This window comes from Sphingobacterium sp. N143, from assembly GCF_030325625.1.
Classification (GTDB): Bacteria; Bacteroidota; Bacteroidia; order Sphingobacteriales; family Sphingobacteriaceae; genus Sphingobacterium.
Window position 1 is genome coordinate 124,354 of the sequence record NZ_JACAIS010000011.1, and the last position, 15,560, is coordinate 139,913.

Annotated in this window: 15 protein-coding genes; 10 read left to right on the forward strand and 5 right to left on the reverse strand. The window is 51.8% G+C overall.

Annotated elements, in window-relative coordinates; all coding sequences use genetic code 11:
• The first annotated feature begins 4 nt into the window (after positions 1-4).
• Positions 5-946 carry a Sec-independent protein translocase family protein gene (locus HX021_RS19455; RefSeq protein WP_286592252.1) on the forward strand — a complete coding sequence of 314 codons (942 nt, stop codon included), beginning with the start codon at positions 5-7 and terminating at the stop codon, positions 944-946.
• A gap of 3 nt (positions 947-949) precedes the next feature.
• Here the strand turns inward: HX021_RS19455 and HX021_RS19460 are convergent, their stop codons facing one another.
• The 5 genes from HX021_RS19460 to HX021_RS19480 form a co-directional block, all read right to left on the reverse strand.
• Positions 950-3,178 (reverse strand): xanthine dehydrogenase family protein molybdopterin-binding subunit, encoded by a 2,229-nt coding sequence (locus HX021_RS19460; protein WP_286592253.1) that lies wholly within the window; start codon positions 3,176-3,178, stop codon positions 950-952.
• A gap of 28 nt (positions 3,179-3,206) precedes the next feature.
• A complete protein-coding gene (locus HX021_RS19465; RefSeq protein WP_286592254.1) occupies positions 3,207-3,866 on the reverse strand; it encodes a hypothetical protein in 660 nt (219 codons plus the stop codon).
• Positions 3,867-3,882: 16 nt separating this feature from the next.
• Positions 3,883-4,350: a (2Fe-2S)-binding protein gene (locus HX021_RS19470; protein WP_286592255.1), complete on the reverse strand. Its 468-nt coding sequence runs from the start codon at positions 4,348-4,350 to the stop codon at positions 3,883-3,885.
• A gap of 134 nt (positions 4,351-4,484) precedes the next feature.
• On the reverse strand, positions 4,485-6,773 hold the full coding sequence (locus HX021_RS19475) for a xanthine dehydrogenase family protein molybdopterin-binding subunit (protein WP_286592256.1): 2,289 nt from the start codon (positions 6,771-6,773) through the stop codon (positions 4,485-4,487).
• A gap of 27 nt (positions 6,774-6,800) precedes the next feature.
• Positions 6,801-7,271 (reverse strand): (2Fe-2S)-binding protein, encoded by a 471-nt coding sequence (locus HX021_RS19480; protein ID WP_286592257.1) that lies wholly within the window; start codon positions 7,269-7,271, stop codon positions 6,801-6,803.
• Between the two features lie 344 nt (positions 7,272-7,615).
• Here HX021_RS19480 and HX021_RS21755 point away from each other — a divergent pair, with 344 nt between their 5' ends.
• Genes HX021_RS21755 through moaCB form a run of 9 tightly spaced genes read left to right on the forward strand, consistent with a single transcriptional unit; the run spans position 7,616 to position 15,518 of the window.
• Positions 7,616-8,698 (forward strand): XdhC family protein, encoded by a 1,083-nt coding sequence (locus HX021_RS21755; protein WP_353621073.1) that lies wholly within the window; start codon positions 7,616-7,618, stop codon positions 8,696-8,698.
• Between the two features lie 5 nt (positions 8,699-8,703).
• Positions 8,704-9,684 (forward strand): GTP 3',8-cyclase MoaA, encoded by a 981-nt coding sequence (moaA, locus tag HX021_RS19500; protein WP_286592258.1) that lies wholly within the window; start codon positions 8,704-8,706, stop codon positions 9,682-9,684.
• On the forward strand, positions 9,681-11,450 hold the full coding sequence (locus tag HX021_RS19505; RefSeq protein WP_286592259.1) for an NTP transferase domain-containing protein: 1,770 nt from the start codon (positions 9,681-9,683) through the stop codon (positions 11,448-11,450). The genes moaA and HX021_RS19505 overlap by 4 nt, the downstream gene beginning before the upstream one ends.
• A gap of 21 nt (positions 11,451-11,471) precedes the next feature.
• Positions 11,472-12,206, forward strand: a complete 735-nt coding sequence (locus HX021_RS19510; RefSeq protein WP_286592260.1) for a sulfite exporter TauE/SafE family protein — start codon at positions 11,472-11,474, stop codon at positions 12,204-12,206.
• Between the two features lie 22 nt (positions 12,207-12,228).
• The gene (locus HX021_RS19515; RefSeq protein WP_286592261.1) at positions 12,229-12,798 is read left to right on the forward strand and encodes a molybdopterin-binding protein; all 570 of its coding nucleotides are present in this window, start codon (positions 12,229-12,231) and stop codon (positions 12,796-12,798) included.
• Positions 12,799-12,817: 19 nt separating this feature from the next.
• Positions 12,818-13,045, forward strand: coding sequence for a MoaD/ThiS family protein (locus HX021_RS19520; RefSeq protein WP_286592262.1), 228 nt, complete (start codon positions 12,818-12,820; stop codon positions 13,043-13,045).
• 3 nt (positions 13,046-13,048) lie between these two features.
• Entirely contained in the window at positions 13,049-14,152 is a 1,104-nt protein-coding gene (locus HX021_RS19525; RefSeq protein ID WP_286592263.1) for a HesA/MoeB/ThiF family protein, read from the forward strand.
• A gap of 12 nt (positions 14,153-14,164) precedes the next feature.
• Positions 14,165-14,605: a molybdenum cofactor biosynthesis protein MoaE gene (locus HX021_RS19530; protein WP_286592264.1), complete on the forward strand. Its 441-nt coding sequence runs from the start codon at positions 14,165-14,167 to the stop codon at positions 14,603-14,605.
• A 1-nt stretch (position 14,606) separates the two neighbouring features.
• A complete protein-coding gene (moaCB, locus tag HX021_RS19535) occupies positions 14,607-15,518 on the forward strand; it encodes a bifunctional molybdenum cofactor biosynthesis protein MoaC/MoaB (protein ID WP_286592265.1) in 912 nt (303 codons plus the stop codon).
• The last annotated feature ends 42 nt before the right edge of the window (positions 15,519-15,560 follow it).

Consider the following 15,560-nt stretch of genomic DNA (forward strand, 5'->3'; position numbering starts at 1 on the left):
AACTATGCCGTACAACATCATTCATCTCCTCCTTTACAGCTGCTGTCTGTTGCCCCTTTCCTGTGGCTACGGATATGCCCAGCAGGTTGCAGACGAACAGTTTCATTACGCCATTTCCGATCCGGCATACCCGGTCGGAAATGGTTCCGTCCTGCTGTTTGATGAATCACATCATAATGGATCCACCCTACGGGGCACCTATGCTGCTTTTGGCAAATTGCTCCGCGATGATGGCTATCAGATCAGCAGCAGTGATGGTCCGATCGATTCAAACAGACTTAAACAGATCGACATTTACATCACAGTCAATGCCATGTACGATCCGGAAGACTGGAACCTGCCTGCACGATCCGCATTTTCACAAGCTGAAATAAGGGCACTAACTCATTGGATATCCCAAGGCGGCAGCCTGTTCCTTGTCACCGACCATATGCCCTGCGGTGCTGCGGTACAGGAACTTGCCGCAGCATTTGACATCAACGTGATCAATGGGTTTGCCCTGCGGAAGGATGGTTTGGCCGAACTGTTTTCCAGGCGGAAAAAGACACTGCTCCCCAATGAGATCACCGACTGGCCTGGTGCCAGGATAGACAGTATCCACTGCTGGGGCGGAACCGGTTTCATCGTTCCCGCAGCAGCACAGGTGATTTCCAGACTGGATGACAGCTACAGCATCTTTCTCCCGACAGATGTAAGCCAGATCAAAAGGCCGGTGCCGGCAACCGTCCCCAGCCTATCGGGCCGCGGTATCGTTAACGGCGCCTACCTCCGATTCGGCCGTGGCCGCATCGTCATCTTTGGTGATGGCGCCCCCTTCTCGGCACAGCTCCAGGGGATCAAAAGCAAAAAAAGAGGGATGAATCATCCCTCAGCAGGCCAAAATGCTCAGTTTCTGCGCAACATAATCCACTGGCTGGATCCCAATAGGCCTGCAGATCGGTATTAAATCCTAGGCCCTCTTACCCGTCGCAGGTTTATTTTCAGCCAAATATTGCTTCAGATACGGTTGATGGTAATAGCGTTTTCCAGTTTGCCTGTATAATGCATTGGCCACTGCGCCAAACATGGGCGGAAACAATGGCTCCCCCATACCGGTAGGATTTTCCTCGTTGTCCACAAAATATACTTCCAGGTGTTCGGGCGCTTCATTCATCCGGATCATCCGATAGCTATTGAAATTATTCTTCTGGGGGATACCATCGATAAAAAACTGCTCCCCATAGAGTGCATTTCCTATACCATCGACCATGGCCCCTTCAGCCATATTGACTGCAGCATCTTTATTGACAACGATGCCACAGTCCATCGCTGCAATCGCCTGCCGCACATAGGGTTCATTATTCTTGACACCGATATCCACCAGTGCTGCTGCATATGTATTGTGACAATAATACGCCGCGACACCACGCCCTGTACCTACAGGCTTCTTTGCCAGCTGTGCCTTATCGCGCAGCAAACGGATAACTCCGGCATAGCGGTCCGCATCGTAATCATTTTTATCACCTACAGGCCGCTCTTTGGCCCGTTTCAGTAGTTCCAACCTAAAGTCAATGGGATCTTTTTTCATCTCCAGGGCCAGTTCATCCAAAAAGGACTGTTCTGCACCAGCGATAAAATTAGATCCCGGCGCACGGAAGGCCCCGATGGTAATGGCCGAACCTACCGACCAGCTTTCAGCCAGATAATTGTCTATCGCCCCTGCCGGAAAGCGATTTTCATGGAGTGGAGATTCGGGTATTCCGCCCACCTTGGCATGAAATCCCGTCAATTGGTTATTTTCATCCAGTGCTGCCCGAAAGGTTGCACTATAAGTGGGCCGGTAGATACCATAGGTCGCCTCGTCCTCCCGGGTGTAGATCAGCTTGACAGGCGCTTTGATTTTTTGCGAAATGACCGCCGCCTCCACAAGGTGGTGCCCATAGGCACGCAGACCGAAGCCCCCACCCATTCGTGCCAGGTTGATCTTGATCTTTTCCTTAGGCAGCCCCAGCCGTGCGGATAAGGTCCGGGTGATAAATTCCGGAGCCTGGATGGGGGCATACAGTTCAGCAGCATCCGCAGTGACATCGGCAAAGCAGGAAACGGGTTCCATGGTATTATGCACCAGAAACGGTGCCGTATAAGTACGCTCAATGATGCGGCTCGCATTTTTAAATGCTGTTTCCGGATCCCCATCCCGACGCTTGACCTGTCCCGGCAACTTCGCCTGCTGTTCCATCTCCGCATGGTGACCTGCCGTGCTCTCCAATAGCCCAGCTCGGGGACCACCCTTATTGGCATGCAGCTCCAGGACAAGTTTCTTCTTGGCCTGCATCACCTCCCAGGTAGAGTTTCCAACAATGACGGCGAGTTTTTCAAAACTCATGACATCGAAACTATTTTTTTTATAATCTTTTGGCAATGTTTCGATCACAAACACATCCTTGATCCCGGGCATCTGCCTGACTGCAGTATCCGTTATCGCGGTAATCTCCTGCCCAAATGCCTGCGGATGGATGATCATTGCGATCAGCATCCCTTCTTTTTTATAATCACTTGTAAACAAAGGCTTACCAGTGATTATATTATCCATCTCTACATTACGTTTAGATGATCCAATGATCTTAAAGTCTGCGACATCTTTGAGCTTTACCTCTTGTGGCACAGCAATCGAAGCCGCCGCCGAAGCAACCTCCCCATAGCGGAGCTTTCTGTTGCTCTTTTGATGATGCAGGACTCCTTCCGAAGTGCTGATTTCCGCTACCGGAACCGCCCACTGTTGTGCTGCGGCCAGTATCAGCATCTGACGTGCTGTCGCTCCCGCCTTGCGCAGTATCGGCCAGGCCCGCCGTATGGCTTGGCTTCCACCAGTAAACTGCCGTTCAAAACGCTCCGGAAAAAAATCGGCCTGCTCCACCTCTACCTGCTCCCAATCCACATCCAGCTCTTCCGCCAGGATCATGGGCAGCGAGGTCTTTACATTCTGTCCAAACTCAGGATTGGGATTGAACAGCGTCACCCTTCCGTCCAGATGGATCTTGATATAGCTGTTCAGTGCCACAGCATCCTCGGCGGCATTGTTTTCCAGATCCATGGCCATTACTTCTGGCCAGTTAAATTGCAACATCATCCCACCCCCGGCCAATAAAGCGGCCTTGAGAAAAGATCTTCTGTCTAGTGTTATTTTATCTGCATTCATCGGTCATCTTTTTAATATCCGCACCGGACTATTTCCCTGGTGCATAAGCCCCTGTCGTCAGCCAGGTGATCCAGGCTTCCTTGAATTCGGCATGAGTGAACGGTGGCAGTGTACGCCCCTCACCGGGATCCCAGCCCCATTTGACCAACCCGTCATCCGCATGGGCAATGAGTGCCTTGAGATCTTTATTTCCATTCTGCTTTGGGTCGATCAGCTGTTTGGCAAGCTCATGCGCAGTACGGCCCTCAAACACCATTTTCATATTGGCGGGTGGCAGGTGCCAGTCCGCACTTCCTGGCGGTGTCTTCAGGCCGGCAGTATTTTCACTCTGATGGCAGTTGGCACACTTCATCGTCAACATGCCTTTCCCTTCGGGACCACGCTTCGGGAACATGGCATGCAGCCTGTTGTCGTCGCCCTGCAAAGGAATATCGCCACTGGGGTGGCAGTTCAGGCAGCGGGGGCTCTGCAGTACCGCGTATACCGTTTTGAAAGCCGCCAGCGATTTTAGGCTATCCTTTTTCACTTCGATGGCTGCTGCTGTCCCCACCCTGTGGGTGCTGTCATTGGAAAATGCGGAAACAATACCGATCAGCAAAATGGCCAGTATGGTCATCGTGATGGAAAATCTGTACCGCTGGGCGTAATGCCCCAAGCGGCCTCTGTTCTTTGTACTGAATCTTTTCATTGCGTCTGATTTTCTGTTAACGGCTCCCATTTTTTTGCATCGCTGAAGCCTGATGAATCGCTTCACGTATACGCGTATAAGTACCACAACGGCAGATATTTCCTGTCATAGCATCGTCAATATCCTCATCCGTAGGATCGGGTCGCTCCCGCAGGAGCACCGCTGCGGACATGATCTGTCCGGCATGGCAATACCCACATTGGGGGACGTCAACATCTTTCCAGGCCAGCTGCAAAGGGTGATCCCCTTTCTCGGACAGGCCCTCGATGGTGACCACCTCCTTGCCGATCACCCGCTTCATCTTTGTCACACAAGAGCGCACAGCCTCGCCATCCAAGTGCACCACGCAGGCACCACATTGCGCTACCCCACAGCCATATTTGGTCCCTGTCAGTCCGATGTGGTCCCGTAAAAACCAGAGTAAAGGCATTTCTTTGTCAACAGCGACAGTATACTCTTTTTTATTGATTCGAATGGTATCCATTAGTATTGTTTATGCTTGGTTTAGAGGTATCATGGCTCTCCCAGCCACTGCTGCCCAGGAGAGTCGTCTATCGTTGGCCCACATTGACCAGGCTAACCTGGTCAATGTGGGCACTGGATCAATCCATAGAATCCTTAGGCCTTTAGATCAATCGGCAGCGTATGAATCCGTTTGCCTGTAGCCGCATATATGGCGTTACATAGCGCCGGTGTAAACGGTGGCACCGGAGGTTCACCTACCCCTGTAGGTTTGGTATCGCTGTCCATGATATGCACATGGATCTGCTGTGGTGCTTCCGGCATCCGGATAATCTGATAGCCATCAAAGTTACCCTGTTCTACCTGGCCATTCTTCACCGTGATCATACTTTTCAGCGCCAGACTGGCCGAAAACTGTGCCCCGCCCTCAAACTGTGATTTGATCCGGTCTGTATTTACAGCCAGCCCACAGTCTACCGCATAGTATACATTCGGAATACTGACCTGCTGGTTCTGATCCACCTTGACCTCCACCACACAGGCGACATAGGTCAAGAAGCTCTTATGGGCCGCAAAGCCCAACCCGGAGCCCTGTGGCATCGTCTTGCCCCAGCCCGACTCCTTGGCCACACGTTCAATTACTTTTTTCATGCGCCCAGTGTCCCAGGGATAGTCTTCGATTTTTTCCCCATAATTGGGGTATGTTGTCTTCACCAGCTCCTGCTCGAAGGTAATACTGCGGTCTTCTCCCAGCAGCTCCAGCGCCTGGGCAATAGCATCCACCCCTCTTGCTTCGGCAATTTCGTCCAGCATCGTAGCCACGGCAAAAACCTGTGGAATATTGCGCACAGATCGCAGCCAACCGATCCGTAGATGTGCTTGGGCATCATGTGTCTCTACATTGATGGCCGGCACATTGTACGGGAAGTCCGTAGCCCCCTGCATCAGTTCCCCATCACTGGCCTGCAGTACCGAAAGGTCTTCAGTTGCCGATATGGAAGGGTAGGCAATATGATGTGCCCATCCACTAAGCTTATTCTGGCTATCAATGGTCGCCACAATACGCTGCACGCTCATGGCATGATAATAGTCATGACGGATATCATCTTCCCGCGTCCACAGGACTTTGACCGGCAGGCCTGTTTCTTTGGCAAGTACAGCCGCCTCCACGATAAAATCCGGTTTCGACTTACGTCCAAATCCACCCCCCAGCAGGGTGACGTTCATTTTTACCTTCTCCACTGCAAAGCCTAATGCTTCAGCCACAACATCCCTTGCCCCTTGTGGGTTCTGGGTGCATGCCCACACTTCACAGCTGCCATTCTTTACAATCGCCAGTGCGCAGGGAGGTTCAATGGTCGCATGGGCCAAATAAGGAGCCACATAAGTATGGTCAATCACTTTTTTGGCATTCGTCTTGGCAGCATTGAAATCTCCCCGTTTACGCCGTATGGTCCCTTCCTTGGCCACCTCCAGCTTGAGTTGCTCGATCTGCTTGGCCGAATCGTATGCCGCATTCGGTCCCAGGTCCCACTCCACTTCCAGGAGATCCCGTCCTTTGATTGCTGCCCAGGTATTTTCGGCAATCACCGCAACACCGCTCAATGGCTTGCTCAGTGTTGCAGGTAATCCTGCACCTTTGATGGCCAGTACCTTGATCACGCCGGGCACAGCACGGGCTTTGCTGTCATCAAAGGATTTTACCATGCCTCCCACGACGGGACAGCGCTTGACGACGGCAATTTTCATCCCCTCCACCACGGCATCCATCCCAAACACGGCTTTTCCAGTAACGATATCGTGCAGGTCAATGATCGCTGTTTCCTTTCCGATCATATTAAACTGCTTGCGGTCCTTGAGTTTAATCTCTTCAACTTTAGGGATGGGCAGTGACTGTGCGGTTTCCACCAGCTCGCCAAAATCTTTCTTCTTGTTGGATCCACGATGGATGACCTGTCCATTTTCAGTATCACACTCCTCCACCGGAAGCTGCCATTCTTTGGCCGCAGCACGGATGAGCAGCAGCCGTGCGATGGCACCAGCCTCCCGCATGGGCCTGTAAAACATGCGCACCGAATAGGAGCCATCGGTATTCTGGTCGCCATATTTCTTGTCGCCCTCAGCCTGTACGATGGCCACCTTCTTCCAGTCGGCACCCAGCTCGTCAGCCACCACCAGTGGCAGGGAGGTCCGGATGCCCTGTCCCATTTCCGACCGATGGGCAATAATGGTCACTTTCCCATCCGAAGCAATACTCAGATAGATGTTGGGTGCCACGGTCACGACATTCTTCTTTTTGTCGTCGCAGCTGAAAAAGCTGACACCGAGCACCAGACCTCCGGTCAGTAGGCCACCGACTTTTAAAAAGTCCCTCCTGGAGACACTGAAAATTTCGGAATTTACGGTTTCGGTCTTTCTTTTCTGAAAAGGAGCTAATATCTTCATGATTTGCATGCTTTTAAAGGTGAACGCTTAACCGGTTGTCACCGGCGTCCCGGCAGCTTCCAATATAGCGGCTTTAATTCTGTTATAGGTACCACAGCGGCAGAGGTTACCCTTCATTGCTGCTTCAATCTCCTGTTCTGAAGGTTTGGCATTTTTCTTCAGCAGCGCCACGGCATTCATGATCTGCCCTGTCTGGCAATAACCGCACTGCGGCACGATATGCTTCTCCCAAGCTTCCTGCACCGGGTGGTCCCCAGCCTCAGAAAGCCCCTCAATTGTCGTAATTTTACCTTCACCGACAGCGGAGATGGGAAATGAACAGGAGCGTATCGCCGTATCATTGAGATGTACGGTACATGCCCCGCATAAAGCCTGACCACATCCAAATTTGGTCCCCCTCAGACCAATGATATCCCGGAGTACCCATAATAGGGGCATATCCTCCAGCACGTCAACCTCGTGCTTTTTACCATTTACCAGAATTGAGTATTTTGCCATAATTGTTATTTTTAGTTTTGCTCAGACAAGCAATTTTAGTCATCGGTTAAATCAATTTTGCGCCCTGTTATTTACTTACTATCTAAATTTCAGTCTATTCACAACCACAAAATTGTAATTTAAATTAAAGAATTATTTATACATTTTACTGAAATTTTTACCATTATTACAGTTTTCGTGTTTTTTAGCGGGTAAATCATTAAATTTGATCAACGGCATTGTAATAAAAGCCATTCATTTTTAATCATTATATCCGCGTTCATCCATCAGCTTCAACGATCAGCATGAAAGAGATCAAAGACATCATTTTAGCCGCAAGGGTCGCTGCCACCGAAAATAGAGGGATGGCACTTGCGACAGTGGTCAAGGTCGAAGGCTCCTCCTACCGTCGCCCTGGTGCGCGCATGCTCGTGACCGACGACGGCCAGATGACAGGGGCTATCAGCGGTGGCTGCCTCGAGGGAGATGCCCTCAAGAAAGCCCTGCTGGCGATACATCAGCGTAAAAACCGCCTTGTCACTTACGATACCAATGCGGTGGATGAATCGGCGATAGGCGTACAGCTCGGATGCAATGGCATCATCCATATCCTTTTTGAATATATAGATCTCCGGCGCAATGATCAGCCCATTGCCCTGCTGGAACACTTGCTTCAAAGTCGCTGTGAAGCTATTTTGGTCACTTGTTTTTCGACCCGGAGGCTACAAGAACAACGTGGCAGCATCCTGCTGACCGCTGTAGCAGCGGATGGATCATCCACAGCATCGGATCCTGGAGATCCAATGCTATCGGCACTGGAAGGACCGATCAGGCAGGCCAGGTCCAAGCGGCAGTCGATGCTTGTTCCTCTTGGACCACAGGAGGCTGCTGAAGAGGCCCTCATCGAGTACCTGGCGCCAGCCCCGCATCTCGTCATTGCTGGAGCGGGCAACGATGCCCGACCCGTGGTTGAAGCCGCCCATCTACTGGGCTGGGAGATCAGCGTTGTTGACGGCCGGGCAAGCCATGCGCTTGCCACACGTTTCCCAAAAGCCGATCAGGTAATCACCTGTCCGGCGGCGGCAGTGACCACAAAGCTCAGCATTGATCCATGGACAGTGTTTGTCCTCATGACGCACAATTACGCCTATGACCTCTCGCTGCTCACACAGCTGATCGGTACACCCACACCTTATATCGGCTCCCTGGGGCCCAGGACAAAGCTCACCCGTCTGTTGGAGGATATGCAGCAGGCAGGTATCAGCCTCAGCGAGGCGGAGCAGAAAATCATCCATGGACCTGTGGGCCTGGATATCGGCGCCGAGACCTCCGAAGAAATTGCGATTTCCATCGTTGCTGAGATCAATGCCGTCCTACGAGCAAGAGCCGGTGGACCGCTGAAGTTCCTGACCACAAAAATACATGCACAGACACCTTTAATCATCTAAACACCATGCTCAAGGATACATTTGGACGCATACACAACTACCTACGGATATCCCTTACCGATAACTGCAACTTACGCTGCTTCTATTGTATGCCCGAGGAGGACTATGCGTTCACACCGCAGCAGCAACTGATGCAGGCCGATGAAATCGGGCAACTTGCACAGCTGTTCGTCGAACAGGGGGTGACCAAGATCCGCCTGACAGGTGGTGAGCCGCTGGTGCGCAAAGACGCTCCCGCCATCATCGAAAAGCTTGCGCAGCTTCCCGTCGAACTGCATATGACCACCAATGGTATCCGCATCGACGACATGTTGCCACAGATCGTTGCCGCCGGATTTAAAAGCATCAATATCAGCCTGGACACCTTGCGCCCTGAGCGCTTCTTGCAGATTACCCGAAGAAATTACTATGCACGTGTTCGTGCCAATATTGATCTGCTCCTGCAGCATGCAATTCCTACCAAAATCAATATGGTCGTCATGAAGGGTGTGAATGACGACGAGATCCTTGATTTTGTGGCACTCACCAAAGACAATCCCCTGGAGGTCCGTTTTATTGAATTCATGCCCTTTAGTGGCAACCGGTGGACCAGCAACCAAGTGCTTACCTATGCCGATATTTTGGCCAGCGTGCGTACACAGTATGCGGTACAGCCACAGTCGCCCGGTCCCAACGATACTGCCAAGGCCTTCAGCATTGTGGGGCATCAAGGACGGATAGCCATGATCAGTACCATGAGCGCCCCTTTCTGCGCCGGATGCAACCGCATACGGCTCACCGCAGATGGCAAATTAAAAAATTGCCTATTCTCGGCCCATGAGACCGACCTGCTGACCAGCCTTCGGGCCGGTGGCGACGTCCTGCCCCTGATCCATGAAAATATCCGGTCCAAGGCCCAGGCCCTGGGTGGACAGCTGAACGAAAATTTTGAAAACATAGATACCGATTTTCTAAAAAATCGAAGTATGATAACGATAGGCGGATGACAAAAAAAACAGGTATAATCATTTTGGCCGCAGGCAGTTCCTCGCGACTCGGCCAGCCCAAGCAGCTCCTTGAATTTGAAGGCCAAACCTTACTTAGACGTATCAGTACCGAAGCAGTCGCCTTTTCGGGCGGACCTGTGCAACTGATTCTGGGCAGTCATAACGAGACCATTGGTGCTACAGTACAGGACCTGGACATCGGGTTGAGCATCAATCCCAACTGGCAAACCGGGATGTCTTCGTCCATCCGCACTGGACTGCAGGATCTCTTGTCCAAGCATCCTGACCTGGAGCGCTGTATCATCTGTCTCTGCGACCAGCCCTTTGTGGACCGCGGGGTTTTCCAGCAGCTGCAGCAGCTTGCCGACAGCTCCGGAAAAGGCATCGTTGCCTGCAGTTTTGACCATACACTGGGGGCTCCTGTTCTATTCGACAAAAAATATTTCAACGCACTTAGCGCACTGCAAGGCAGCCAAGGTGCCAAGAACATCATCGCCCAATACCCCAGTGACTGTACGGCCTTTCCTTTCGAGGCCGCGGCATACGATATCGACAGCGAAGCAGAATATTTCAGACTGCCCCATCAGCTGGTGAGCGTGGAGCAGGCACAACGCATCATCAGCTATTTTTCACCGGCCTCGAATATGCTCCAGTTGCCCATTTCCGAGGCCCTGGGCTACACACTGTCCGAGGCTGTCGTTGCAGCACAGGCGATCCCCAATTTTGCACAGTCCTCCATGGACGGCTATGCCATCCGCTACAATGACCGCGACCTTGAGCTTCCCGTCACCGACAAGATCCCGGCCGGAAGTACGCAGCAGAAGCAGCTCGACATCGGCACGGCCATGCGCATCTATACCGGAGCCCCACTGCCCCTGGGTGCCGATACTGTGGTGATGCAGGAGAAAGTGCAGCTGACCGAAAATGGCAGCATCAAGATAAAAGACAGCGAACTTCGGACGGGCGACCATGTACGGTCCAAGGGTTCAGAAGCAGATGCCGGGAGCATGGCCATGATGCCAGGCACCTACCTGAGCCCGGCCGCTATCGGATACCTTGCCGGTGTAGGCTGTACACATGTCCATGTATTTGCCCCACCCCGCGTTACGGTCATCCTTACTGGAGATGAACTGCGCCCCCTGGGCAGCCCCCTCGGCTTTGGTGAGGTCTATGAGTCCAACTCCTACCAGCTCCGTGCTGCCCTCAGCCAGTTGGGTATCCGGGAGATCAATGTCAAACATGTGCTCGACGATAAGCCACAGTTGCAGCAGGCCATGGAAGCTGCGCTCGCCCAGACCGATGTTGTACTGCTGGTGGGTGGTGTCAGTGTGGGCGATTACGATTATGTCGTGGATGTCGCCAAAAGCTGCGGCGTGACCCAGCGCTTTCACCGCATTCGGCAGAAACCCGGAAAACCGCTGTTTTTCGGCACCAAAGACGAAAAGCTCGTATTTGGCCTACCCGGCAATCCATCTTCTGCCCTGACCTGCTTTTACCTATATGTGGTCCCGGCGCTGGAGCGGATCATGCAGCTTCCCCCACGCAACAGGTTGATCAAGACGGTGGCCGCCTTCCCCTATAGCAAGAAACCGGGACTAACGCACTTCCTCAAAGCCAGCTATGATGGGCATGCTGTCACGCCCCTCCACGCACAGGAATCGTACCGACTACAGTCCTACGCACAGGCCAACTGCCTGTTGATCCTGAACGAAGATTCCAGCGGCTGCGCCCCGGGCGATGAAGTTTTTATCCACCTTTTCACCTAAACAGACCTAACCCAATAGACCATGCAGTTTGAGCTTTTTTACGTTTTTTTATTTATCCTTGCCTTTCTCTATTCCGCTGTGGGGCATGGTGGCGCAAGCGGTTACCTGGCCCTGATGGCCCTATATGGCATCGCCCCACAGGAAATGAAACCAACCGCTTTAGTACTTAATCTTTTTGTTTCATTAACTTCTTTTATACAGTATTACAGAGGTCATTATTTCAAGAGAAACCTTTTTCTTATTGTTGCTGCAGCCTCGGTACCCATGGCCTTTATCGGGGGCACCATCACCCTCGATGATCATCTTTATAAGCGGATTCTGGGCGCTTTGCTGCTGTTCCCCATCTTTAGGTTCTTCTTTTTCCGAAGCCCTGCCGAGGCGGAGCTCAAGCCGTACAATAGCCCTGGCGCCATAGCCATCGGGGCTGTGGTCGGACTGCTCTCCGGCATGATCGGTATCGGCGGCGGCATTATCCTGTCCCCTTTGCTCATCCTATTCAAGTGGACCGATCAAAAACAAACTGCCGCTATCAGTGCTGCATTTATTTTCGTAAATTCATTGTCGGGATTGGGCGGTATGCTCACCCAGGGCATAACATTCAATGCCCATATGTGGCTGTATGTCATAGTCGCATTTTTAGGTGGATTGCTGGGCGCCTACCTGGGATCAAAAAAACTAAAGCAGGATGCATTGAAATATGTACTTGCAACTGTTCTTTTGGTCGCAGCTTATAAGCTATTGTTTACCGCAGCTTAATGTGTATGATGAAAAACAACTCATGATGAAAACAACTCTTGTCACCCTATTGTTCTCCCTGCTGAGCATCTTGCTTTATGGTCAGCAGCAGACAGCTATTTCCATTTGGGTCCATCAAAAAAAACAGGCCAGCATTGGCCTGGAGCAGCTCCGTAACCTACCACAGCAGCAGCTCGACAGCCTGCGTATCTATAACCATGCCGGCAGCTATCGGTCTACTCTTCAGCAGATCAAAGGTGTCCTGCTCAAAGACATATTAAAAGAGGTACGCTTTGGCGAAGGGTCGCCCAAGGAACTGAGTGAATATTACCTCATCGCCAAGGCAAAAGACGGCTATAAAGTGGTGTTTTCCTGGAATGAGCTATTCAACAGCCCCCTGGGCGATAAAGTGCTGCTTGTCACCAATATCAGCCAAGCGAGCCAGGGCAAGCAAAAAGATGGATTTGCCCTACTGTCGCCCAAAGATATCGCGACAGGCCGAAGATATGTCAAGGACCTGGAAAGCATTCAAATCCGGCGCATAGACAATCAGCACATTGGTGAGCCCCGTAAACGATCCGGAAAAACTCGATCAGAAATAAATAGAAAATAAGACCAGAAAGCCACAAAAAATGAAAGTTCATGTAAAGACATTCGGCTCTTTGACCGACATATTGGAAAAAGAATTTGAGACCAGCGCCACAGACACAGCAGACCTATTGGCCGTGCTGATAGCTCAGCATCAGGAACTGGCCAATCGCAACCTACTGATCGCAGTAAACAATACAGTGGTCCATACGGCCGTCGAGCTGAAGGAAAATGATCAGGTTGCCCTGATGCCACCTTATTCTGGAGGGTAAGTCATGGCAACGGAGCGTTATTCAAGACACTATGCCTTAAAAGGTTTTGGTGCGTCTGGTCAGCAAAAGCTACAGGATGCCCGGGTTCTTGTCGTGGGTGCTGGAGGCCTGGGCTGTCCGGCCCTGCAATTTCTTGCCGCTGCCGGAGTGGGCAGCCTGGGCATCATCGACCATGACCGGATAGAGCTTAGCAATCTACAGCGTCAGCTGCTGTACGACAGTGAGGATATCGGTTTGGCAAAAGCAACGGTGGCCGCCACTAAACTACGGCGGCTCAATCCCGAGGTAAGCATCCAGGCATATGTCGAACAAATCCATGCCAAAAATGCGGCCCAATACCTACAAGACTATGATCTTGTGCTGGACTGCACCGACAATTTCGCTGCCCGCTATTTGCTTTGCGATGCTTGTAAACTCTTGGATAAGCCCCTTATTTTTGGGGCCATCTATCAATATGAAGGGCAGCTTGCCGTATTCAATGTCGCCGATGCCCAGGGACAAAAAACGACTTACAGGCATCTGTTTCCACATCCTCCGGGTCCGTTGGAGGCTCCCGACTGCAATACCGCAGGCGTACTGGGTGTGCTGCCCGGCATCATCGGTACCATGCAGGCCACCGAAGCCATCAAGTTGCTGGCAGGTATCGGCACCCTTCTTAGCAATACCCTGATGACCATCAATATCCTTGACAACAGCACTTTGACACTGGATATCCCACGAGCTATGCCGCTGGAAGGCAACTATCCCAGTTCCCTGGCAGCATTAAAAGACTTCGATTATATCAGTTTCTGTGGCATGCCGAATGCTATACAAGAGATCAGCCCACAACAGCTGATACAGGAGTGGCGGGATCCGGACCACCTGCTCATCGACCTGCGGAATGCCGAAGAGATGCCCAGGCTTCCGGTAGACCATCTTCCTATTCCCCTGGCCACACTGGCTGCCCAGGTCGAAAAGATAAACCGCTCACGCGTCATCTTTATCTGCCAGACGGGAAAAAGAAGTCTGGCCGCAGCCCAGTTTCTGCAGCAACAATACCCGGGCAGGTACCAAATCGTTCATCTCGCTGGTGGCATGGACGCCTTGCAGCCCTATTTACATAATTAAGACAACACAGATATGACTCAGGCAATACACAATATATTTATCCAGGGGCCCATCCCTCCTGGTCTGGTGGCCGAATCCATCAGCAAGCACAGTACCAAAACCGCCATTGGCGCCCATAGCATCTTTCTGGGGCAGATCCGTGCCGACCAAGTGGACGGTAAGACTGTTGCGGCCATAGAATATACCTGCAATCAGGACATTGCCCTGCAGCAGATGGCCGACATCAGGGCCGAGGTATTTAACAAATATGAACTCAGCTGCATGCATGTCTACCACAGTGAAGGTTATATTGCCGCTGGCGAAATATGCTTCTTTGTATTTACCTCTGCCGCCCACCGCAAGGCAGCTATGGCTGCCTGCGAAGAGCTCGTTGAGCGGATCAAAAAAGAACTTCCTATCTGGGGAAAAGAAATATTTGAAGACGAATCACATCAATGGAAAATTAACAGATAACATGGTTGATATAACAGCTAAAAGCCCTACATTACGTAAAGCAATTGCCCTGGCTACAGTCAAGGTCTCAAATGAAAATACCATCATGATGGTCGAACAGCGACAGGTCCCCAAGGGTGATGTGTTTGAATTTGCGCGGGCCTCCGCGCTGCTGGCCATCAAGAAAACAGGTGATATGATCCCCGACTGCCATCCTCTTCCCGTAGAATACGCCAACGTACGCTATAGCCTATCGGATCTGCAGATTTTTATTGAAGTCGAGGTGCACACGATCTATAAGACCGGTGTAGAAGTTGAAGCCATGCATGGAGCCTCCGTTGCAGCCCTGGTGATCTACGATATGCTGAAGCCTGTGGATAAGCAGGTTGAAATAGGTGGTATCCGGCTCCTGGAGAAACAGGGTGGCAAGAGCAGTGAGTCCCGCCCCTGGGTCGAGCAGCTCCAGGCCGCTGTGGTGGTATGCAGCGATTCCGTGGCACAGGGCATCAAATCCGATGTTTCGGGCAGGCTGCTGGTCGAGCTTCTTGAAAAGCAAGGACTGAAAGACATCCGTTATGAAGTGGTCCCAGATGAAGCCCGGGCCATCGCTAGCGCTGTGGAGCAATGCCTCTCGGCAGAGATTGACCTCCTGGTCTTTACCGGTGGCACGGGGCTTTCCGAACGGGATATCACCCCCGAAACCGTAGCCCCCTATATTACCAAACACATTCCCGGTATTATGGAGACCTCCCGGCAGTATGGGCAACAACGGGTCAAGACCGCCATGCTTTCCCGAGGCATTTCAGGCTTTGCCGGCCGCACACTGATCCTCACCCTTCCGGGATCTCCCGGTGCTGTCAGGGAAAGTATCACAGCTCTGTTTCCACAGGTCCTACATGTCTTTCAGGTACGTGAAAATAAAAGGCATGATTAAACATAGTCCATTTCATCCGGCAGCAAAATACAGGCTGCTCGA